We start from the raw sequence: 22721 nt of genomic DNA, 5'->3' as shown, positions 1-22721 counted from the left end.
CCTCCGGGTACCCTCTACCTCGATGTCCACGACAGCAGAAGAGACGCCCACCCAGGCGCTCCCCACACAGACCCGCACCCTCACCGGCTGGGGACGCACCGCGCCCACCACCGCGCAGGTGCTGTCCACTCCCGACGTGGAAGTGATCGCGCGAGCGGTCGCCCAGGTCGCGGAGCAGAACGAGTCGAAGCCCGCTCACCTGCAGCGTGGGGTGATCGCCCGCGGCCTCGGCCGCTCCTACGGCGACCCGGCGCAGAACGCCGGTGGCCTGGTCATCGACATGAATGCGCTGAACCGGATCCACCGCATCGACCGCGACACCCACCTGGTGGAGGTTGACGCGGGCGTCAACCTGGACCAGCTGATGAAGGCGGCCCTGCCGTTCGGTCTGTGGGTTCCGGTGCTGCCGGGCACCCGGCAGGTCACCATCGGCGGCGCCATCGGCTCCGACATCCACGGCAAGAACCATCACAGCGCCGGCAGCTTCGGCAACCATGTGGTGTCGCTGGACCTGCTCACCGCCGACGGCAAGGTGCGCACGCTGACGCCGAAGGGCGGCCGCAACGACCCCAAGGGCGCGCTGTTCTGGGCGACGATCGGCGGCATGGGCCTGACGGGCATCATCCTCAAGGCGACCATCAAGATGACGCCCACCGAGACGGCGTACTTCATCGCCGACGGCGACGTCACCCAGACGCTCGACGAGACCATCGCGCTGCACAGCGACGGCAGCGAATCCAACTACGAGTACTCGAGCGCCTGGTTCGACGCCATCGCGGCGCCGCCGAAGCTGGGTCGCGCGGCGATCTCCCGCGGTTCGCTCGCGAAGCTCGACCAGTTGCCGGCCAAGCTGCAGAAGAACCCCCTCGCGTTCGATGCCCCGCAGCTGCTGACGTTCCCGGACGTCTTCCCGAACGGCCTTGCCAACAAGTTCAACTTCTCGATGATCGGCGAGCTGTGGTTCCGGAAGTCCGGCACCTACCGCGACAAGGTTCAGAACTTGACGCAGTTCTACCACCCGCTCGACATGTTCGGTGAGTGGAACCGCGCCTACGGATCCAACGGGTTCCTGCAGTACCAGTTCGTGGTGCCGACCACCGCGGTCGAGGAATTCAAGGCCATCATCCGCGACATCCAGAAGTCGGGGCACTACTCGTTCCTCAATGTGTTCAAGCTGTTCGGCGAGGGCAACCAGGCCCCGCTGAGCTTCCCGATCCCGGGCTGGAACATCTGTGTCGACTTCCGCATCAAGCCGGGCCTGAACGAGTTCGTCACCGAACTCGACAAGCGGGTCCTGAAGTTCGGCGGCCGCCTCTACACGGCCAAGGACTCGCGGACCACCGCCGAGACCTTCCACGCCATGTACCCGCGGATCGACGAGTGGATCGCCACCCGCCGCAAGTACGACCCCACCAATGTCTTCGCCTCCGATATGTCCAGAAGGTTGGAACTCTAGTGATCAACGCTGTCGGGAACCCCCAGACTCTGCTGCTGCTCGGTGGCACCTCCGAGATCGGTCTCGCGATCTGCGAGGAGTACCTGAAGAAGGCGCCGATGCGGGTGATCCTCGCCGCGCTGCCGGGTGATCCCGGTCGCGATGCCGCCGTCGCCCAGTTGAAAGCGGCCGGCGCCAACGCCGTCGACGTCATCGACTTCGACGCCGTCGACACCGAGAGCCACCCGAAGGTCATCGACGAGGCGTGGGCGAAGAGCGACGTCGACGTCGCCATCGTCGCGTTCGGCCTGCTCGGCGACGCCGAGGAACTGTGGCAGAACCAGCGCAAGGCCGTCCAGATCGCCGAGGTCAACTACACGGCCGCGGTGTCGGTGGGCGTGCTCGTGGGCGAGAAGATGAAGGCACAGGGCTTCGGCCAGATCATCGCCATGTCGTCCGCCGCGGGCGAGCGCGTGCGCCGCTCCAACTTCGTGTACGGATCCACCAAGGCCGGACTCGACGGCTTCTACCTCGGACTCGGTGAGGCGCTGCGCGAGTTCGGTCCGCGCGTCCTCGTCATCCGTCCCGGCCAGGTCCGCACCCGCATGTCCGCGGACGTGAAGGAAGCCCCGCTCACCGTGAACAAGGAAGACGTGGCCAAGCTCGCCGTCACGTCGGCGGAGAAGGGCAAGGATCTCGTGTGGGCGCCGGGCGCCTTCCGCTACGTGATGATGATCCTGCGGCACATCCCGCGACCGATCTTCAAGAAGCTGCCCATCTAAGCTTCGCCCTCGTGACGGAAGCAGACGTAGCACCGGCCCGACGGTCCCTGTCGACAGCTGTCGAAATGCTGCTGGGGGCCGTCGCGGCCGCAGTGGTGGCGGCGGTCGGACTGTTCGCGTTCGCGCGGGTGCAGTGGCCGGCGTTCAACTCGTCCAACGTGACCCAGGCCGTCACCACGGTCGGCCAGGTCGTGGCCATCGCCGGTATCGCGGTGTCCGTCCTGCTCGTACGACTGCACCGGGCCCCGCGGTTCGCCCGGCTGCTGTCGTGGGCGAGCCTGTCCGGGTTCGTGACCGTCACCCTCGGTCTGCCTCTCGCAGCCACCAAGCTCTACCTGCACGGCGTCTCCGTCGACCAGGAGTTCCGCACCGAGTACCTCACCCGGCTGACCGACTCGGCGGCGTTGCGCGACATGACGTATGCCGACCTGCCGCCGTACTACCCGGCCGGCTGGTTCTGGGTGGGCGGGCGCGTCGCCAACCTCCTCGGCATGGACGGCTGGGAAGCCTTCAAGCCATACGCCATCGGATCGCTCGCCGTCGCAGCCGTCGTGGCACTGGTGTTGTGGAGCAACCTGATCCGCCACGACCTGGCCATCGTCGTGTCCCTCGCGACCACGGCACTCGTCCTGGCCTACGGATCACCCGAACCGTACGGCGCCGTCATCACCCTGCTGATCGGTCCCGCACTCGTCCTCGCCTGGGGCGGGCTGAACCGCGTCGACGGGCGCGGCGGCTGGGGCGCCGTGATCGGCACCGGACTGTTCCTCGGCCTCGCCGCTACGTTCTACACGCTGTATCTCGGGCTCGCCGCCTTCGCGATCACCCTGCTCGCACTGCTCGCCGCGACCCTGCGGATACGCGCCCGGAAGTCGTGGCGGGCGGCGATCGATCCGCTGGTCCGGCTGATCGTGATCGCCGCCGTGTCCGGCCTTCTCGCACTGACGGTCTGGTTGCCGTATCTGCTGAAGGTCGTGGGCGGTTCGCCCGCGGCGTCGGGAACAGCGCTGCACTATCTGCCCGAGGCAGGCGCACATCTGCCACTGCCGATGATCCACTTCTCCCTCACCGGGGCACTGTGCCTGCTCGGCACCATCTGGCTCGTCGCCCGCGCGTCGACGTCGCGGCGCGCGCAGGCACTCGGCGTCGGGGTGGTGGCCATCTACCTGTGGTCGCTGCTGTCGATGGCGGTCACCGTGCTCGGCAGCACCCTCCTCTCGTTCCGACTCGAGCCTGTGCTGATCGTCCTGCTCGGCGCGGCAGGTGTCTTCGGATTCGTCGAATTCGCAGGCTGGCTCGTGCTCGCGACCAGCGACAACCCGCGGGTCAAGGGGGCGGTCCTGGTGATCGGCGTGCTGGGCGCGCTGTCGTTCGTCCAGAACATCCCCAAGTTCCTCGACTCCGACATCGCCGTCGCCTACACCGACACCGACGGCAACGGTGAACGCGCCGACCAGCGCCCACCCGGCGCCGCCGCTCACTACGCGGCAGTCGACGAGCTGATCCAGGCGCAGGTCCCCCGCGACCGCGACGACACGGTGGTCCTCACCGCCGACACCAGTTTCCTCAGCTTCTATCCCTACCTCGGGTTCCAGGCGCTGACGTCGCACTACTCGAATCCCCTGGCGGACTTCGCCGGACGCGCCGGGACCATCGCGGACTGGAGCGAACTCGAGACGCCCGACCAGCTGGTGACCGCACTCGACGCGGCGCCGTGGCGCGCCCCCGACGCGTTCGTGTTCCGCCAGGGCCCCGACGGGTACACCTTGCGGCTCGCCGAGGACGTGTATCCCAACGATCCCAACGTGCGCCGCTACACCGTCACGTTCCCGAAAGAACTGTTCGACGACCCCCGATTCACGGTGTCGGAGACCGGGCCGTTCGTGGTCGTCACAAGAAACTGATCGGTCTGTTCACGTTTATCTCGCCACCTCGCGGGAACCCCGCAGCCAATCAGGGAGGCGGGTATTTCCCGCGCCCCGAGGGGAATTGTCGGGTCGTCGCGAGGAGCGGTCATGCCGGATGCAGTGGAGCCTCGACGTGCCGATAGCGGTGCCGAAGACTATCTCCTCGGCACCGCCGGCGGTGAGGTGGTCGTGCATGCCGGACTCGCCGTGACGATCGGAGCGATCGTCGGTGTCTGCGCCGGGCACTGGGTGCTTTTCGTAATCGCCTTGCTCGGCGCCGCCGTATGGATCACAGGCGACGCCGTCGTCCATGTCAGTCGACAAAGGTCGCCGGACATCAGTCCGGCGACCCCTGTCAGGCACCCTGTCGGGCGGGCTGCCTAGTTGAGCTTCTGCGGCACACCGTAAGTCATCACGGTGTCACCGTTCTCCGTCACGGCCATTGCGTACGGACGGATGGTGACCGGCCCGATAGCACCGGAGATGGAGCCATGAACTCCCTGCATCCTGACCACAGCGGCCGATCCGTCGAACTCCTGACCCTCGAGGATCGGAACGGTGGTGATTCCACCGGGCTCCAGGTCGATGTCGAGTTCCTGCGACGGAATGATGTCACCGGCGAGTTCGACGTTCGTCCCGGCATTCAGACCCAGCGAGAGCTCCGGGAGGAGTCCCAGGTCGATTCCGTTGCTCGACCCGATCGCGAACCCGAGTCCGGGCGTGTTCAGGACGATCGTCGCGCCGGCCAGTGCGACCGGGTAACCGATCTGATAGCCGACGGTGAGCTGAGTTCCCTCGAACTCTTCCGCGTTCGGCCCGGTGATGGCGACCCCGGCGTAACCGTTGTGGAAGAACTCCACGCTGGTGGGTACGCCGTCCAGCGGCGGAACTGTCTGATACTGCGTGTCGCCCTGCACGACTTCGATGCGATTTCCCTGTGCATCGATCACGGAACTGGAATTGTCCACGCCGGCCGACGCGGTGCCATTGCCCATGACCATGGCGAGCGCGGCGATGCCAGCGACTGCCACCGAGCGTGTAAACCGTTTGTACCCAAATCGAGATGTGCTGATGTCCGTCATGCCGACCCCATTCAGAGTGCACTGCAACCGATACGAAAAAGCATGCTGAGCGTAACCAGTGGGGCAGGAGAATATCCCTGTATTGATCAGAAGTTCACAAATCAACTTGATGTGATACACGCAACAATCACGAGATCGCAACCAAGGAAGCTCTCAGCGACCTCCGGTACCCTCGGTCGATTGACATCGACCCGAGAACCGGAGGCGCAGCTGCGTGACTGAGATACTCACCCAGGTCGAGACCACTCGGCAGGCAGAGAGCACCAGCACCACTGCTCGCCCTCTCCGCTCCCGTCTCCGGCCGCACCCGGCCGATGTCGCGGCGGTCGTCTTCTACGTCGGCCTCGCGGCATTCGTGTTGGCCCGCCAGTGGAAACACCTCGGGACCGGCTATCTGGTGCGCAGCGGCCAGGACCAGACGATGTGGGAGTGGTTCTTCGCGGTCGCCGCACGCTCACTGGTCCATCTGGACAATCCGCTCTCCAGCGACCTGCAGAACTACCCGCTGGGCGTCAATCTCATGGGCAACACGGCGATGTTCGGCATCAGCATTCCGCTGGCGCCGGTCACGCTGTTGTTCGGACCGAACGTCACCTTCACTCTCGCGCTCACACTTGGCCTGTCGGGCACGGCAATTGCCTGGTATTGGGTGTTTTCGCGGCATGTCGTGTCGTCGCGACTCGCGGCCGCCGTCGGCGGTGGTCTGTGCGGTTTCGCCCCCGCCCTGATCTCGCACACCAACGGGCACCCCAACTTCGTCGCCCTGTTCCTGTTGCCCTTCATCGCGCTGGCCGTGATCAGGCTGGGCAGCGGTGCGCGCCCGGTGCGCGACGGCATCGTCCTCGGCTTGCTGATCGCCTATCAGATCTTCCTCGGCGAAGAACCCCTGCTGATCTACGCGCTGGCGTTCGCGGTTTTCGGTGCCGCCTTCGCGGCGTCGCGTCCGCGCGCGGCATTCGCGGCGGTCACGCGCAGCATCAAGGGTTTCGCGATTGCCGGCGGCGTCGCGCTGGCCATCGCCGCCGTGCCCCTGTGGTGGCAGTTCTTCGGGCCCGACAGCTACCGGGCGATCGAACACGGCCCCGTCGGCAACGACACCGAAGCGTTCACCAGCTTTCCGACGTCCTCGCTGGCAGGCGAGCCCGGGTCCGCCGAGTTCAGCATGAACGCCACCGAGGAGAACGCGTATTTCGGCTGGCCCCTGCTGATCCTCCTCGGCCTGTCGGCCCTGTGGCTGTGGCGCATGCCGCTGGCTCGCGCCGCGGCCGCGACCGTCGCAGTGATGGGCGTCCTGTCGCTCGGAACTTCGCTGACGATCGGTGGCTGGGACACCGGAATTCCCCTGCCGTGGAAGCTGATCTCACACCTGCCGCTCCTCGAATCCGTACTCGAATCGCGCTTCGCGATGGGCTGCCTGCCCGCCGCCGCCCTGCTGCTCGCGCTGGGCACCGACCGCGCCCTGGCGTCCGCCCGAGAGGGCCAGCGGACCACCACCCTGCTGTGGGTCGGCTGGCTCGCGGTGGCGCTGCTTCCGCTGGCGCCCACGCCGCTCGCCGTCGTCCAACGCGATACCGCACCGAGCTTCTTCACCGACGGCACGTGGCGGGAGTACGTCACCGACGGCTCCGTCGTCACGGTGCCGCTTCCCTCCCCGGAGAACGCGCGGATGCTGCGCTGGCAGACCGAGCAGGATCTCGCATTCCCCATCGCCGGTGGGTATTTCGTCGGCCCGGCCGGCAGCGAGGACAGGGGTAAGTACGGTCCCGACGACCGCCCCACCGCCCTACTGCTCGCGTCCGCGCAGTCGTCCGGCCAGGTGCCTGCCATCGACGAGGCCACGAAAGCCCAGGCACTGGCGGACCTGAAATTCTGGAACGCCGACGTCCTGGTCCTGCCGCACACCCAGAACGATCGCGTTCTGCGCGAAACGGTCCAGCAGCTCGTCGGGGCACCCGCGAAGCCGGTCGACGGCGTGTGGGTGTGGGACGTGCGAGCACTGACGTAGGAAAGTTCTACCGCGTCAACACTTCCGGTCCGTCCTCACCGATGGCGACGGTGTGCTCGCTGTGCGCGGCACGGGCGCCCGTCGCCGTGCGGAGCGTCCAGCCGTCGGCCTCGTGCCGGTAGTCGTCGGTGCCGTCGGCGATGAGCATGGGTTCGATCGCGATCACCATCCCGGGACGCAACAGCATCCCCTTCCCGACGCGACCCTCGTTGGGCACGTGCGGATCTTCGTGCATCTGCCTGCCGATGCCGTGCCCGCCGTGGTCGGCGAGCATGCCGTACCCCGCGCCGCGCGCGAACAGTCCGATGGCGGCACCGATGTCTCCCAACCGTTTTCCCGGCCGGGCGGCCGCAATACCGTGCGCGAGAGCGGCTTCGGTGGCCTCGACGAGGGCGATGTCGGCCGGGTCGGCCGTTCCCACGACGAAACTCACGGCGGCGTCCCCGCACCAGCCGGCGAGCCTGGCGCCGCAGTCGATGCTGACGAGGTCACCGTCGCGGAGTCGGTACTCGCCGGGAATGCCGTGCACCACCGCATCGTTCACGCTCGCGCAGATGACCCCGGGAAACGGGCTGGGCGCCCAGTTCGGGTGATAGTTCAGGAACACGGGCTCCGCCCCCGCGTCGCGGATCACCGTCGCGGCCACCGCATCGAGGCCCTGAAGTGTCACCCCGATCGCGGCCGCCTCGCGCACTGCGGCCAGGGCGTCGGCCACCACCCGGCCCGCCGCGCGCATCGCCTGCACCTCGGCCGCCGACTTCAACTCGACCACGGCTCACCCTCCACGTCGGGATCCAATTTCTATACCGGTATTACTATATGGCACATGGTGCGTGTGCCGTTGACAGCAGAGGAACTCGAACGCGGGCAGAGGCTGGGTGAGCTGCTGCGATCCGCGCGGGGAGACATGAGCATGGTCACGGTCGCACTCGACGCGGGCATCTCCGTCGAAACCCTGCGCAAGATCGAGACCGGACGCATCGCCACACCCGCGTTCTTCACGATCGCCGCGGTCGCCCGGGTTCTGGACCTCTCCCTCGACGACGTCGCCGCGGTCGTGACCTTCGGTCCCGTGAGTACTTCTTAACCGCCGCGCGTTAACAAGTACTCACGGGTGGCGGAGCCACCATCGCCTAACATCGTCCTGTGCCGTCCCAACCCCCGCCGCCTGACCTTCGGACCATCCGCACTTCCCGGCTCGTCGCGATCGTCACCGGCCTGATCGGGTTCGTGCTCGCGCTGGCCACCCCGTTCCTCCCGGTGAAGCAGGACGCCGCGTCGATCGACTGGCCGCAGGACGGCACCGTGAACAGCGTCGAGGCGCCACTCGTCTCGTACACACCGCTGGACATGCAGGTGACCGTGCCGTGCTCGGTGTTCACGCAACTCGGACCCGACGGCGGCACCGTCGTCTCCACCCTCCCGAATCGCGCGCCCGACTTCGAGAAGAACGGCCTCGTGGTGAAGGGCGGCGCCGGCGGCACGGTCGACGTCACGATTCGCGGCATCTCCCTGATCTCGGCGGACGCCGCGGATGTCCAGGGCTGCACCGCCCTCACCGTCACGTCCGACCACCAGCGGACGTCGGCGGAGATCACGGGCACCGCCGAACCCCTCGCCGGTTCCGTCGAGGGCGACCAGCGCCCGCAGATGGTCGGCCTGTTCACCGACCTGCAGGGGGCGGCGCCGGCAGGTTTGAACGTGCACGTCCACCCGGACTCCCGATTCTCGTCCAGCCCCACCCTGCTCAAACTGCTGGCGATGATCGTGTGCGTCCTCGCAACACTGACGTCGCTGTACGCGTTGCACCGTGTGGACGGCATCGACGGTCGCCGCGCGCGCCGCTTCCTGCCCGCGCACTGGTGGAAGTTCACCGGTGTCGACGCCGTGGTGATCGGGACGCTGCTGCTGTGGCATGTGGTCGGCGCCAACACCTCCGACGACGGTTATCTCCTCGGCATGGCGCGGGTGTCGGAGCATTCCGGCTACATGGCCAACTACTTCCGCTGGTTCGGTGTCCCCGAGGCGCCGTTCGGGTGGTCGTACGAACTCCTCGCGGCGCTGGCGAAGGTGAGCACGGCGAGCATGTGGATGCGACTGCCGACGCTCCTCGCCGCCCTGCTCTGCTGGATGGTGATCAGCCGGGAGGTCATTCCCCGCCTCGGTGTGGCCGTGCGGCGCAACAGAACTGCCCTCTGGACCGGCGGACTGGTCTTCCTGGCGTTCTGGTTGCCGTACGACAACGGGCTGCGTCCCGAACCGGTCATCGCGCTCGGCGCCCTCCTCACGTGGTGTTCCATCGAGCGCGCCATCGCCACCGGACGACTCCTCCCCGGTGCCGTCGCCGTGCTCATCGCCGCGTTCTCCCTCGCGGCCGGACCGTCGGGCCTGATCTGCATCGCCGCCCTGATCGCCGGTGCGCGGCCGATCCTGCAGATCGTCATCGCGCGCGGCCACCGGGTGGGATTCGCGTCCCAGATCCTGCCGATCCTCGCCGCGGGAACCGTCGTGATGGTGGCCGTCTTCGCGGATCAGACATTGGCGACGGTGCTCGAGTCGACGCGGGTCCGCACCGCCCTCGGCCCCAACGTGGCCTGGTTCGACGAGCGGCTGCGCTGGGATTCGCTCATGGGGATCTCGCCGGACGGCTCGCTGGCCCGCCGGTTCGGCGTGTTCGTGATGCTGCTGTGCGTCGTGGTCTGCGTGATGCTGATCCTGCGCAAGGGGAAGGTGCCCGGGACCGCGATCGGACCGTCCCGCCGCATCCTCGGCATCGTGTTCGCGTCGCTGCTGCTGATGATGTTCACGCCCACCAAATGGACCCACCACTTCGGTGTGTACGCGGGTCTCGCCGGCTCCGTCGCGGTGCTCGCCGCGGTCGGGGTGGGAGCCGCGAGCATCCGCTCCAAACGGAACCGCACCCTGTTCGCCGCGGGTGTCCTGTTCATCCTCGCGGTCGCGTTCACCAGCTCCAACGGCTGGTGGTACGTGTCCAGCTACGGCGTCCCGTGGTGGGACAAGCCGCCGATGATCGCGGGCAAGGGCTTCTCCACGCTGTTCCTGGGCCTCACGGTCCTGACGCTGCTCCTCGCCGCCTGGTACCACGTCCGAGAACCGTACGAGAGCGGCAAGAAACCCAACGGCAAACGTGCCCGGATGCTGGCGCCGTCGCCGCTGACCGTCGCGGCCGGTGCCGTCGTCCTGTTCGAGGTGCTGTCGCTGGTGAAGGGTGCTGTCGCGCAGTACCCCGGGTACTCCATCGCGAAGGCCAACATCGAGTCGGTGACCGGCAACTCGTGCGCGCTCGCCGACGAGGTCCTCGTCGAGACCGACCCCACCGCCGCACTGCTGCAGCCGCTCACCCCGGTCACCGACCCGAACGGCGCAGGCGCGTTCGGCACGACGTCCGCGGAGGGCTTCACCCGCAACGGCATCGCCGACGACCTCACCGCCGACTCCGAGAAGATCGCCACCGGCGGCGCCAACACCGTCGACACGGAGACCGACGAGACGACGACGGGCACCAGCTCCGGCACCGGTGGCGGCACCGAGGCCACCGCCGGCGTCAACGGCAGCACCGTCACGCTGCCGTTCGGCCTCGACCCCGCCCGGACCCCGGTCCTCGGCAGCTACCAGCCGGGCGGGGAGCAGACACCCGCCTCCCTCACCACCGGCTGGTACGGGCTGCCCGACCGCAGCGACGACGCACCGATCCTCACCCTCTCGGCCGCCGGGCGCATCCGGTCGGTCGACGCGGACGGCGTCGTCACCCCCGGTCAGAGTCTGAAGGTCGAGTACGGGGTCACCGGCCCCGACGGGTCCGTCACCGCGCTCGGCACCGTCGACCCGATCGACATCGGACCGTCCCCGTCGTGGCGCAACCTGCGCGTGCCACTCGACCAGCTGCCCGCCGAGGCGAACACGGTCCGGCTCGTCGCGGACGACCCGGATACCGACCCCGGCCAGTGGCTGGCGGTCACACCGCCCCGGGTGCCGACGATGCAGACCCTGCAGACCGTCGTCGGCTCCAGCGACCCCGTGCTCCTCGACTGGGCCGTCGGGCTCGCTTTCCCCTGCCAGCGGCCCTTCGACCACCGCTACGGCGTCGCCGAGGTCCCGCAGTGGCGTGTTCTCCCCGACCGCATCGGCGCCGAGTCCACCAATGCCTGGCAGGACAAGTTCGGCGGCGGCCCGCTGGGCTGGACCGACCAGCTGTTGTCGGCGAGCACCCTGGCCACCTACCTGTCCAACGACTGGGACCGCGACTGGGGCTCGCTCGAGCGGTACACACCGCTCGACGAGTCGGCGACGCCCGCGCGGGTCGAATCCGAACAGGTGACCAGGTCTGGTACCTGGTCGGCCGGACCGGTGCGTTACTACTAGAAGTGTCCCTACCCTCTGGTAGGCGGCAATATGCCTACTCAGGTTCCTGACATACCATCGACAACCGTGCCCGACGCTCTGACAACTTCCGTCTCCGACGCCGAATCCACTTCGCCACCTGCTCGCCAGGACCGGCGGAGTGAATACCGGACCGCTCGTCTGATCGCCATCGTCACCGGACTCATCGGGTTCGTGCTGGCAGTGGCCACCCCGTTCATGCCGGTGCAACAGACCACCGCAGCGGTGAACTGGCCGGAGAACGGCGTCGTCGGCGACCTCGAGGCACCGCTGATGTCGCAGGTCCCGGTCGACCTGTCGGCGGCGATCCCGTGTTCCGCCGTGGCCGGGCTCCCCCCGCAGGGCGGAATCCTGCTGGCCACCGCCCCCGCACAGGGCGAGGGTGCGGCACTGAATGCGATGTTCGTGCGGGTATCGGACAGGTCCGTCGACGTGCTCGACCGCAACGTCACCATCGCGACGGCGCCGCGCGAACAGGTGCAGTCGGGCGCCTGCACCGAGATCCGCATCACGTCGAACATCGACGCGACGTCCGCCGAGTTCGTGGGTCTGACCACTCCGACCGGTGACCCGATCGCCGGTTCCCTCACCGGCGACCTCCGCCCGCAGGTGGTGGGCGTGTTCAGCGACCTCCGTGACGGGGCGGCGCCGGCAGGCCTGTCGTTCACGATGAACGTCGACTCCCGGTTCTCGTCGAGCCCCACGCTGATCAAGCTCGTCGCCATGATCGTGGCCCTCCTCGCCACGGCCGTCGCCCTGGTCGCCCTCGGCCGCCTCGACGGCACGGACGGGCGCGGGCACCGCAACTTCCTGCCGTCGCACTGGTGGAAGTTCACCGGACTCGACACGATCGTCGTGGGCACGCTGGTGCTGTGGCACTTCATCGGCGCCAACACGTCCGACGACGGCTACCTGCTCACCATGGCCCGGGTCTCCGACCACGCCGGCTACATGGCCAACTACTTCCGCTGGTTCGGTGTCCCCGAGGCGCCGTTCGGCTGGTACTACGACGTCCTGGCCGCGATGGCGAAGATCTCGACGGCCAGCCCGTTCATGCGACTGCCCGCCCTCATCGCCGGCATCCTGTGCTGGATGGTGATCAGCCGGGAGGTCGCTCCGCGCCTCGGCCGGTCCGTCCGGCGCAACAAGGTCGCGCTGTGGACCGGCGGACTCGTCTTCCTCGCGTTCTGGCTGCCCTACAACAACGGCCTGCGGCCCGAGCCCATCGTGGCGCTCGGCGCCCTGCTCACGTGGTGCTCCATCGAGCGTTCCATCGCGACCGGACGTCTCCTCCCCGCGGCTGTCGCCGTCCTGATCGGCGCGTTCACGCTCGCGGCCGCCCCGACGGGACTGATGTGTGTGGCCGCCCTGCTCGCCGGCGCACGTCCGCTCGTCCGGATCGTCGTCAAGCGCCACCGCCAGGTGGGGACACTGCCACTGCTGGCTCCGATCGCGGCCGCGGGCACGATCGTCCTGGTGGTCGTGTTCGCCGACCAGACCGTCGCCGCGGTGATGGAGGCCACCCGGGTCCGCACCCTGATCGGCCCGAACCTCGAGTGGTACAAGGACTTCCTGCGCTACTACTACCTCTTCGTCCCGACCGTCGACGGTTCCGTGGCTCGTCGTTTCGCGTTCCTGACGATGATTCTGTGTCTGCTGACGACGCTGTTCATCCTGTTGCGCCGCAAGCGGATCCCCGGCGCCGCCACCGGACCGTCGTGGCGTCTGCTCGGTGTCGTGTTCGGCACGATCTTCTTCATGATGTTCAACCCCACCAAGTGGACCCACCACTTCGGGGCGTACGCGGGCATCGCCGGTTCCCTGGCCGCACTCACCGCCGTCGCGGTGTCGGCGTCCGCGCTGCGGTCGCGCCGCAACCGCACGATCTTCCTCGCCGGCCTGCTCCTCATGCTGGCCCTGACGTTCGCGGGCATCAACGGCTACTGGTACGTCTCGAGTTACGGGGTGCCGTGGTTCGACAAGACCGTCTCCATCGGCGGCCGCCAGTCCAACACGTTCTTCCTCGTCCTGTTCGCGCTGGCCGTCGCGCTGGCCGCCTGGCAGTACCTGCGTGAGGGATTCGCGGCGCCACCCGCCCGCGCCAACACCGAGAAGGGCAGGCGGATCAGAAAATTCGCGGCCGCCCCGCTCACCGTCATCGCCGGCATCATGGTGCTGTTCGAGGTCCTCTCGCTCCTCAAGGGCGCCGTCTCCCAGTACCCGGCGTACTCGCTGGCACGCTCGAACTTCGACTCCCTCACCGGGCAGACGTGCGGACTCGCCGAGGACGTCCTCGTCGAAGGCGACACCAACGGCGGAAACCTCACACCCATCAACGATCCCGCGCAGCCGCTGGCGAACCCCGCCGACCCGCTCGGCGGAGCCGATCCCGTCGGCTTCTCCCCCAACGGGGTGCCGTCCGACCTGACCGCCGACTACGTCGAGGTCAAGCAGGGCATGGGCAACACCGACAACCAGAGCGTCGGGCCCAGCTTCGAGACCGGATCGAGCGCCGGAACCAGCGGCGGCACCGGCAACGTCGGCGTCAACGGCAGTACCGCCAAGCTGCCGTTCGGACTCGACCCCGGCACCACACCCGTCATGGGCAGCTACCAGGAAGGCGTGCAGGAACCGGCGACGCTGTCGTCCAGCTGGTACGCACTCCCCGAGCGCAGCGACGACGCCCCGCTGATCGTCATGTCCGCCGCGGGCCGCATCTGGTCGGTCGACTCGACCGGCGCCCTCACCTACGGTCAGTCACTGCTCCTCGAATACGGCAAGCGTCAGCCCGACGGCACCGTGCAGGCCCAGGGCACCTACCTGCCCAAGGACATCGGTCCCGCACCGTCGTGGCGCAACCTGCGCGTCCCGATCAGCGAACTGTCCCCCGACGCCGACTCCGTTCGGATCGTCGCCAACGATCCCAACCTCACCGGTGACCAGTGGCTGGCCTTCACCCCGCCGCGGGTTCCGAAGCTCGAGACCCTCAACTCGACGATCGGCAGCTCACAGCCGGTGCTGCTGGACTGGGCCGTCGGGCTGCAGTTCCCGTGCCAGCGTCCGTTCGACCACCAGTACGGTGTCGCGGAGATGCCGAACTACCGCATCCTCCCCGACCGCCCGCTGGCCGTCAGCTCCACCGACACCTGGCAGTCCCCGGAGAACGGTGGCCCCCTCGGCTTCACCGAACTGCTCGCCAGCGCCACGGCCATCCCCACCTACATGCGGGACGACTGGGGCCGCGACTGGGGCTCCCTCGAGCGCTTCGACCGGTATTACCCGGACGCCACCGCGGCCACGGTCGACACCGAGACCGCCACCCGCTCCGGACTGTGGAAGCCGGGCACCCTGCGGGTGTACAGCAGCCCGTAGACCTGCCTGCCTGCCTGCGCCTGCCCTGCTTGCGTCGCCCGATGTGACATTCGTTCACTCTGACTGAACGAATGTCACATCGGGCGCCGCGCCGGGTGGTCCGAAACGGCGAGACAGCTCCGCCGCCCGCGGAGTTGTCCACAACCTTCCGTCCATCCACAGGGCAATTTCCGACGTGGGCTTTCCGGCGACGGTCCGATTCGCCCGCGGCATGCTCGGACCCATGCGACGAGGAACCTGGGCCGAAGATCTCTCTGCGATAGCCGCCGTCAGCCGCGACGGTGTGATCCGCGCGGCCACCCTGGAACGGCTGGGGGTCGCGAAGGGCACCATCTCCGCACGCTGCACCGACGGCGGTCCCTGGCAGCGGATCCTCCCCGGCGTGGTCCTGCTGCACAACGGGCCGCCGACGACGCTGCAGCGCAATCTGGCGGCGCTCGAATACGGCGGTCCGGACGCGCTGCTGTCGGGTCACGCCGCGCTCGCCGCGTTCGGCTACACGTCGTCGGCGGCCCGGAACTACGTGCTGCTGCTCATCCCGTCCACCCGGCACCGTCGGGACTGGGCGTACGTGAAGGTCGAGCGGACGTGGCGCATGCCCTCACCGGTCCACCGGGGGCTCCTGCGCCTCGCTCCCCCGGCGCGCAGCCTCCTGGACGCCGGACGTCGCACGCTTCAGGCCGACAGCTGCCGGGCGCTCCTCGCCGGCGGCATCCAGCGCGGCGACGTGACCGTCGACGAACTCGTTCGTGAACTCGCGCACGGCAGCGACCGCGGAAGCCGCCTGCCCCGCGCGGTCCTGCGTGAACTGAGCGACGACGCGCATTCCGTCGCCGAGGTCCACGCGCAGAAGGTGTATGCGACGAGTGGTCTTCCGCCGATGCGGCACAACGTGGACGTCCTGTCCGCTGCCGGGCTGTGGATCGCACGTCCCGACGGCTGGCTGGACGATGTCGCCGTCGCCTGGGAGATCGACTCGCTGAAGTACCACTTCTCGCCCGAACTCCACGAGGCGACGATGAGGCGGCGGGCGCGCATGCAGCGCGAGGGCATCATCGTCGTGACGCACCTGCCGAAGCAGATTCAGGCCGACCCGGCGACGGTGCTCGCGGACCTCCGCGCGGCGCACACGCTCGCGGCGTCGCGCCCGCGGCCGCCGGTGTTCGTCCACACCGAACCGAAGCTGCGGTCGGCATGAGTCACCTACAGAGGCATCAGATCGTGCTTGCGCGGGTTGCGCTGCACCTTCTTGTCGCGCAGCATCGTCAGCGCCTTGCGAATCTCGAGCCGGGTGGTGGCGGGCTCGATGACGGCGTCGATGTAGCCACGCTCCGCCGCGATGTACGGCGTCGCGATGTTCTCGTTGTAGAAGTTGATCAGCTGCCTGCGGACGGCGGGAGCGTTCTCACCCGCGGCCTCGATCTGCCTGCGCCCGATGAGGTCGACAGCACCCTCCGCGCCCATCACCGCGATGCGGGCGGTCGGCCACGCGAAGTTGATGTCGGCGCCCAGCTGCTTCGAGCCCATGACGGCGTACGCGCCGCCGTACGCCTTGCGGATCACGACGGTCACCTTCGGGACCGTCGCCGTCACGAACGCGAAGATGAACCGGCCGCCACGCTTGATGACGCCGATCCGCTCCTGTTCGAGGCCGGGAAGGAACCCGGGCGTGTCGACCGCGAACACCAGCGGGATGTCGAAGGCGTCGCAGATGCGGATGAAATGCGCGGCCTTGTCCGAGGCCTGGGCGTCCAGCGCGCCCGCCGCGACCAGCGGCTGGTTGGCGATCACGCCGACCGTGCGCCCGTCCACGCGGGCGAAGCCGGTGATGATGTTCAGCGCCACCTGCCCGCCGATCTCGTGGAACTCACCGTCGTCGAATATCCGCAGCAGGATGTCGTGCATGTCGTAGCCGGCGTTGTCGGCGTCCGGGATGAACGTGTCGAGGTCGCGGTCGGAGTCCGTGATCTCCGGTTCCAGACCCGGGTTGACCACCGGCGGCTTCTCCATGCAACTCGACGGCAGGAAGCTGAGGTACTTGCGCACCCACTCGAACGCGGCCTTCTCGTCGGCCGCCACATGGTGCAGGTTGCCGTACTGGGCCTGGTTCCGGGCGCCGCCGAGTTCTTCGAGACTGACGTCCTCGCCGGTGATCTTCCGGACCACGTCGGGTCCGGTGACGAACATGTACGACTCCTCGGTGGCCACCAGGACGTCGGTGTTGATCGGCGCGTACACCGCACCGCCCGCGCACTTGCCGAGGATCATCGAGATCTGTGGGCACATACCCGACAGCGGTTCCTGCCGACGGCCGAGCTCCGCGTACCAGGCCAGCGACGTCACCGCATCCTGCACCCGCGCTCCACCGGAGTCGTTGATGCCGACGCAGGGGCAGCCGATCTTGGCGGCGAACTCCATGATCGCGGCGACCTTGCGGCCGAACATCTCGCCGACGGAACCGCCGAACACGGTCTGATCGTGCGAGAACACCGCGACCGGGCGTCCCTCGACGGTTCCGTGGCCGGTGACCACGCCGTCGCTGTACAGGGCACCCGGATCACCGGGCTGGCGCATCAGGCCGCCGACCTCGATGAAACTTCCCCGGTCGAGCAGCATGTCGATGCGTTCGCGCGCGCTCGGGATGCCCTTCTTCGCGCGCTTGGCGATAGCCTGTTCGCCCGCGGGTTCCTTTGCCGTTTCAAGCTTTTCGCGCAGTTCGGCAAGCTTCTCTGCGGTGGTGGTGGTCACTGATGCGCTCCGGTTCCGGCGGCCTGGATCGCCGCCAGCTTCTTGGTGAGGTCGGCACCGACCTTCGCGATGTACGGCTCGTCGACGATCTGGATGTGATCGCCGCCCACGTGGATGATCTCCAGGTTCTTCACCGCGTCGCCCCAGCCGCCGTCCGGCTTCCGGGTCTTGAACGCGGGCTCCAGGTTCATCACGTCGTCGTGGTAGCGGTCGGCCATGTACAGGACGACGTCGCCGTCGTACTGCTCGAGCTCGGCGGTCTGGATGGCCCGGTTGTCGAGCCACGACGTGCGCTGGTGCTCGATGATTCCGCCCGGAATCTTCGTGCCACTCAGCTTGAGCAGTTCCGTCAGGATCTTGATCTGCTCTTCGTCGCTCTCTGCCGCGGCGAGTTTGTCGTACGGCAGCGGGTAGTCCACGTTGTACGTCTTCTTCGCGAACGCGGCGTACCGCTGCCAGCGCTTACGGATCTCGTCCGGGGTGTCCTCGACCTTCTCACCGGCCATGACCGTGTCGATCAGGCCGACGATCCGGACGTCGGCGCCCGACTCACGCAGCAGCTTCGCCACCGCGTAGGCCAGCACACCGCCCAGCGACCAGCCGTACAGCACGTACGGTCCGTCACCCTGGATCTCGCGGATCAGCGGCAGGTACTCCGCCGCCCGGACCTCGATCGGACCCTCGGTGCGCTCGAACCCGTACATCGGCGTGCCCTCGGGCAGACGCTTCAGCAGCGGCTCGTACGCGACGGTCGAACCACCGGCCGGGTGGAACACGAACACGGGGACGGCGTCGGATCCTTCCGGGCGAGGCCGCAGCGCGCGGACCAGCCCGTCGATCTTGCCGGAATCCTCGAGGAATCCACGCACCACGTTAGCCAGTTCCTCGATGGTGGTGGAGTCGAGGACGTCGTCGAACGTGATTTCACCGTTCGCGCGTTCCGACAACCGCGCCGCCAGCTTCTCGGCCGTCTCGTCGTTCAGGATCGGCAGCGTGTTGAAGATGCCCTTGGCGGACTCGCCGGTGACGACGGCCCACGTGGCGAACGTCAGACGCTCGGCGGCATCGCGCGGCGGAACGTCGGAACCGGTCGCGTCGGCGAACGCCTCCTTGCTGTCCACGGGGGCCGTCTCGGGAGCCGCGGCCGTCGCCGGCACCGGGGTAGTGGCGAGGATCGCCTCGGCCTCGGCCTCCACGGACGTGTCCTCGGCGTCGAGCGGGGAGCCGGAAGCCTCCGATTCACGGTCGGCCTCCAAGTCACGGTCGGCCTCCGCGGCCTCCTCCGCCTCCTTCTCGGCCTTCTGCTTGTCCGCCAGCGCCTGCACCTCTTCGCGGTTCTCGACCGCGTAGCGCAGGTACTTGCCGACCTCCATCAGATTCGCGTCGCGGACCGCCTGAAGCTGCAGCTGCGGGATGTCGAACTCGTACTCGACGCGATTCTTGATGCGGACGGCCATCAGCGAGTCGAGGCCCAACTCGATGAGCGGGATCTCGGCGGGCAGGTCTTCCGGGGCGTAGCCCATGGACTCGGCGACGATCAGCGCCAGACGGTCTTCGAGGGTCTGCGAACCGTTGGGGTCCCACTTCTCGCCGATATCCTCGACGACCTCGGGCAGCTCCTCCACCGGGGAGGTCGACTGCACCGGCGGCGCGACGACGGGTTCGGGAAGCGCCTCACCGGACGTGACGGCGGCATCGAACAGCAGCGTGAAACTCGGGCCGCTCTTCGCGTGCACCTGCAGCGACGCGCCACCCGGATGCGGGTTGAGCGTGGTGGTGAGCGTTCCCTCCGCCGGAGCGTGGGCGTGCAGAACGGACGCGGCGAGCGTCACGTCCGACAGCACCTGCGACGCGGCGGCGGTGACCAATGCGGGCAGGTCGGTGACCGCGCCGGCCTGGACCTCCCACACGTGGCGGCCGTCGGGCAGCGACACGTGCGCACCGGGGACGCGGGTGTTGCCGCTGGAATCGATGCGGGTCTCCACCCAGTACGGCTTCCGGATCCACGCGGTGCGCGGAACGGACGCGAAGTCGCCCTCGGGGAGCAGCGACGACAGGTCGACGGCGTGCCCGTGCACGTACAGCTGCGCGAGCGCGGCGAGGACACCGAGCGGCTCGTCCTCCTTGCGCTTGAGCGTCTGGATGAGCTGCATGTCGTGCAGACCGGCGTCGAACGCGGTGGCGGCGACGGACATCAGGGCCACCGGGTTGGGCGCCAGCTCCACGAACGTGGTGTGCCCGCTGCCCACGGCGAGGCGGACGGCGTTGGTGAAGTACACGCTGTGGCGCAGACCCTTGGTCCAGTACTCCTCGCGGTGGATCGGCTCGTGGCCGGCGCGGTAGTACGTGTCCTGGTCGACCGACGAGTACACGCCCAGCTTCAGCTTGGTCGGCTCGATGCCCGCCAGTTCCGCGGCCAACTCACCCAGCAGTGGATCGACCTGGGAGGTGTGGCTGGCGCCCTTCGTCTTGAGGACGCGGGCCATCTTCTCCTCGCCCTCGGCGCGCGCGACGATGGCGTTGACCTCAGGCTCGGGGCCACCGATCACGGTGTGCGTCGGGGCCGCGTACACGCAGACCTCGAGGTGCGGGAAGTCGGTGAGGACGGTCTCGATCTCGGACGCGCTGTACTCGACGAGCGCCATCAGGCGGATGTCGTCGCCCTCGAGCGTGGCCTCGGCCTCACCCATGAGGCGGGACCGGGCGCAGATGACCCGCACCGCGTCCTCGAGCGGCAGACCACCCGAGATGTACGCGGCAGCAGCCTCACCCATCGAGTGTCCGACCACGGCCTCGGGCTCGGCGCCGTGGTGACGCAGCAGGGCCGCCAGACCGATCTGGATGGTGAAGATGCCGACCTGGGAGGTCTCGACGTCGTAGTCGATCGCGTCGTCGAGGAACTTCTCCTTCATGGAGTAGCCGGCCTCGTCCTCGATCAGCGCGTCGACCTCGTCGATGGCGGCCGCGAAGACCGGGTTCTCCAGGTAGAGCTGCTTGGCCATCTTGCGGTGCTGCGAACCGAAGCCCGACAGGACCCAGACGGCGCCCTTCGACGACGGCGAATCCGCCGAGAACACACCCTGCCCCGGCTTTCCGGCGGCGATGGCGCGGAGCCCGGTGACGGCCTCGGAGCGAGTCTTCGCCAGGACGACGGCACGCGAGCGTCCGTGGTTGCGGCGGGCGAGAGAGCGCGCGACGTCGGCGAGCGGAGTGGTGCTGCCCTCTTCGGTCTCCAGCCAGTCGGCCAGATCCGCGGCGGCACGGCGACGACGCGACGGCAGCGCACCCGACACCGCGAGAACGACCGTCGGCTCGACGGCCTCGGCCACCGATTCCTCGGCGGGAACAGCGGGCTCGGTGACCTCGGCCGCGTCGTCGGCGGCAGGCCCGGTGTACTCACGCACGACGACGTGCGCGTTGGTGCCACCGAACCCGAAGCCGGACACACCGGCGACGGCCGTGCCCGTGTAGCGCGGCCACGCCGCACCCTCGGGAATGACCTGCAGGTGCGCCTTGTCGAACGCGATGTACGGGTTGGGTCCGGCGAAGTTCAGCGTCGGCGGCAGGGTGTCTTCCTGCATCGACAGCACGACCTTGATCAGGCCTGCGGCGCCTGCGGCTGCCTCGAGGTGACCGAAGTTGGTCTTGGCAGAGCCGAGCAGCGCGGGCTGGTCGTCGGCGCGTCCACGCCCCACGACGCGTCCGAGCGCATCCGCCTCGATGGGGTCGCCGAGGATGGTGCCGGTGCCGTGCGCCTCGATGTAGTCGACGCCGGCCGGGTTGATGCCCGCGTCCCGGTAGGCGTGACGCAGGACGTCGGCCTGCGCATCCGGGTTCGGCGCCGCGAGACCGTTGGAGCGGCCGTCCTGGTTGACCGCGCTGCCGGCGATGACGGCGAGGATCTCGTCGCCGTCCCGCTCCGCGTCCTCGAGACGCTTCAGGACCACGAGACCGCCGCCCTCGGCGCGAATCATGCCGTCGGCGTCGGAGGAGAACGCCTTGATGCGGCCGTTGGGGGCCATCACACCCAGCTGGTCGAAGCCCAGCGTGGCGGGCGGCGCCACGAGCATGTTCACGCCGCCGGCGAGCGCGAGATCCGACTCACCGGACCGCAGCGAGCGCACCGCCTGGTGCACCGCGACGAGCGACGACGAGCACGCCGTGTCGAGGGCGATGGACGGCCCGCGGAAGTCGTAGAAGTAGGAAACCCGGTTGGCGACGATCGACGTCGACGTACCGGTCAGCGCATACGGGTGCGCGTGGACGGGGTCGCTGACCGCGAGCAGCTGGTAGTCGTTGGCCGAGCTGCCGATGAACACACCGACCTGCTCACCCTTGAGGTCGCTGGCCGGGATGCGAGCGTGCTCGAGTGCCTCCCACGTCAGTTCCATCGCGAGGCGCTGCTGCGGGTCGACGTTCGCGACCTCCAGCGGGGACATCGCGAAGAACTCCGCATCGAAGGTCTTCACGTCGTCGAGGTAGCCACCCTGCGTGTTGGCCTTCTCGACGGCCGCCTTGATCTGCGGGTCGGAGGTGAACTCCTCCCAGCGACCCTCGGGCAGGTCGGAGATGCCATCGCGGCCCTCCGCGAGCATCTGCCACATCTCGGCAGGAGTCTTACCCGCGCCGGGGAAACGGGAGGCCAAGCCCACGATCGCGATGTCGTGCGCATCCGACGTCGGCGCCGACGCGTAGTACGCGGCGTCCGCGGAGTCGTCGAGCTGCTCGGGTTCGCCCTCGATGATGCGGGTGGCCAGCGACGCGATGGTGGGGTGCTGGTAGGCGACGGTCGCGGTGAGCGTGACGCCGACCAGTTCCTCGATCTCGCCGCTGAGCGCGACGGCGTCGCGAGACGACAGACCGAACTCTTCCATCGGACGGTCGTCGGTGATCTGACCGACCGGTTGCCCGGTTGCGTCGGCAATCCAGTTACGCAGCCACTCGCGCAGCTGCGCGACCGTCATGTCACCTGTGCTGCTGGTCCGGTCA

General features: G+C 68.3%; 13 protein-coding genes. 9 read left to right on the top strand and 4 right to left on the bottom strand.

Features of this window, described 5'->3' with window-relative positions; translation table 11 throughout:
* Positions 1-22 precede the first annotated feature (22 nt).
* The 4 genes from dprE1 to ACLIVD_RS02180 all read left to right on the top strand — a co-directional run bounded on the left by dprE1 (position 23) and on the right by ACLIVD_RS02180 (position 4508).
* Entirely contained in the window at positions 23-1456 is a 1434-nt protein-coding gene (gene dprE1, locus ACLIVD_RS02195; protein WP_005253221.1) for a decaprenylphosphoryl-beta-D-ribose oxidase, read from the top strand.
* The gene (gene dprE2, locus ACLIVD_RS02190) at positions 1456-2217 is read left to right on the top strand and encodes a decaprenylphospho-beta-D-erythro-pentofuranosid-2-ulose 2-reductase (protein ID WP_005248822.1); all 762 of its coding nucleotides are present in this window, start codon (positions 1456-1458) and stop codon (positions 2215-2217) included. The genes dprE1 and dprE2 overlap by 1 nt, the downstream gene beginning before the upstream one ends.
* Before the next feature lie 11 nt (positions 2218-2228).
* Positions 2229-4121: a galactan 5-O-arabinofuranosyltransferase gene (locus tag ACLIVD_RS02185; protein WP_283353595.1), complete on the top strand. Its 1893-nt coding sequence runs from the start codon at positions 2229-2231 to the stop codon at positions 4119-4121.
* 111 nt (positions 4122-4232) lie between these two features.
* Positions 4233-4508: a hypothetical protein gene (locus tag ACLIVD_RS02180; protein WP_491931866.1), complete on the top strand. Its 276-nt coding sequence runs from the start codon at positions 4233-4235 to the stop codon at positions 4506-4508.
* On the opposite strand, the gene ACLIVD_RS02175 is transcribed toward ACLIVD_RS02180, so the two are convergent.
* Positions 4505-5206 carry an MspA family porin gene (locus ACLIVD_RS02175; protein ID WP_280781868.1) on the bottom strand — a complete coding sequence of 234 codons (702 nt, stop codon included), beginning with the start codon at positions 5204-5206 and terminating at the stop codon, positions 4505-4507. The genes ACLIVD_RS02180 and ACLIVD_RS02175 overlap by 4 nt on opposite strands.
* A gap of 214 nt (positions 5207-5420) precedes the next feature.
* On the opposite strand from ACLIVD_RS02175, the gene ACLIVD_RS02170 reads away from it, so the two are divergent.
* Entirely contained in the window at positions 5421-7211 is a 1791-nt protein-coding gene (locus ACLIVD_RS02170; protein ID WP_491931865.1) for a glycosyl transferase, read from the top strand.
* A 7-nt stretch (positions 7212-7218) separates the two neighbouring features.
* Here the strand turns inward: ACLIVD_RS02170 and map are convergent, their stop codons facing one another.
* On the bottom strand, positions 7219-7983 hold the full coding sequence (map, locus tag ACLIVD_RS02165) for a type I methionyl aminopeptidase (RefSeq protein WP_283332645.1): 765 nt from the start codon (positions 7981-7983) through the stop codon (positions 7219-7221).
* A gap of 54 nt (positions 7984-8037) precedes the next feature.
* Between map and ACLIVD_RS02160 the strand changes: the two genes are divergently transcribed.
* The 4 genes from ACLIVD_RS02160 (at position 8038) to ACLIVD_RS02145 (ending at position 16182) form a co-directional block, all read left to right on the top strand.
* The gene (locus ACLIVD_RS02160; RefSeq protein WP_005572349.1) at positions 8038-8298 is read left to right on the top strand and encodes a helix-turn-helix domain-containing protein; all 261 of its coding nucleotides are present in this window, start codon (positions 8038-8040) and stop codon (positions 8296-8298) included.
* A 59-nt stretch (positions 8299-8357) separates the two neighbouring features.
* The gene (locus tag ACLIVD_RS02155; RefSeq protein ID WP_491931864.1) at positions 8358-11594 is read left to right on the top strand and encodes an arabinosyltransferase domain-containing protein; all 3237 of its coding nucleotides are present in this window, start codon (positions 8358-8360) and stop codon (positions 11592-11594) included.
* 66 nt (positions 11595-11660) lie between these two features.
* Entirely contained in the window at positions 11661-14984 is a 3324-nt protein-coding gene (locus ACLIVD_RS02150; RefSeq protein ID WP_280781872.1) for an arabinosyltransferase domain-containing protein, read from the top strand.
* Positions 14985-15207: 223 nt separating this feature from the next.
* The gene (locus ACLIVD_RS02145) at positions 15208-16182 is read left to right on the top strand and encodes a hypothetical protein (protein WP_491931863.1); all 975 of its coding nucleotides are present in this window, start codon (positions 15208-15210) and stop codon (positions 16180-16182) included.
* 5 nt (positions 16183-16187) lie between these two features.
* Here the strand turns inward: ACLIVD_RS02145 and ACLIVD_RS02140 are convergent, their stop codons facing one another.
* Together ACLIVD_RS02140 and pks13 are read right to left on the bottom strand one after the other, a co-directional pair.
* Positions 16188-17732 carry an acyl-CoA carboxylase subunit beta gene (locus ACLIVD_RS02140; RefSeq protein WP_491931862.1) on the bottom strand — a complete coding sequence of 515 codons (1545 nt, stop codon included), beginning with the start codon at positions 17730-17732 and terminating at the stop codon, positions 16188-16190.
* The gene (gene pks13, locus ACLIVD_RS02135; protein ID WP_491932837.1) at positions 17729-22696 is read right to left on the bottom strand and encodes a polyketide synthase Pks13; all 4968 of its coding nucleotides are present in this window, start codon (positions 22694-22696) and stop codon (positions 17729-17731) included. Before pks13 ends, ACLIVD_RS02140 begins: the two co-directional genes overlap by 4 nt.
* Between the last annotated feature and the right edge of the window lie 25 nt (positions 22697-22721).

The organism is Rhodococcus sp. G6(2025) (assembly GCF_058628105.1).
The sequence above is the reverse complement of the archived record's forward strand: the minus strand, read 5'-3'. Positions and strand labels throughout refer to the sequence as shown.

Excerpts from the sequence above, each read along its gene's own strand:
- dprE1 (WP_005253221.1), top strand. The coding sequence starts at position 23 with ATGTCCACGACAGCAGAAGAGACGCCCACCCAGGCGCTCCCCACACAG.
- ACLIVD_RS02180 (WP_491931866.1), top strand. The coding sequence starts at position 4,233 with ATGCCGGATGCAGTGGAGCCTCGACGTGCCGATAGCGGTGCCGAAGAC.
- ACLIVD_RS02175 (WP_280781868.1), bottom strand. The coding sequence starts at position 5,206 with ATGACGGACATCAGCACATCTCGATTTGGGTACAAACGGTTTACACGC.
- ACLIVD_RS02160 (WP_005572349.1), top strand. The coding sequence starts at position 8,038 with ATGGTGCGTGTGCCGTTGACAGCAGAGGAACTCGAACGCGGGCAGAGG.
- ACLIVD_RS02145 (WP_491931863.1), top strand. The coding sequence starts at position 15,208 with ATGCGACGAGGAACCTGGGCCGAAGATCTCTCTGCGATAGCCGCCGTC.
- pks13 (WP_491932837.1), bottom strand. The coding sequence starts at position 22,696 with ATGACGGTCGCGCAGCTGCGCGAGTGGCTGCGTAACTGGATTGCCGAC.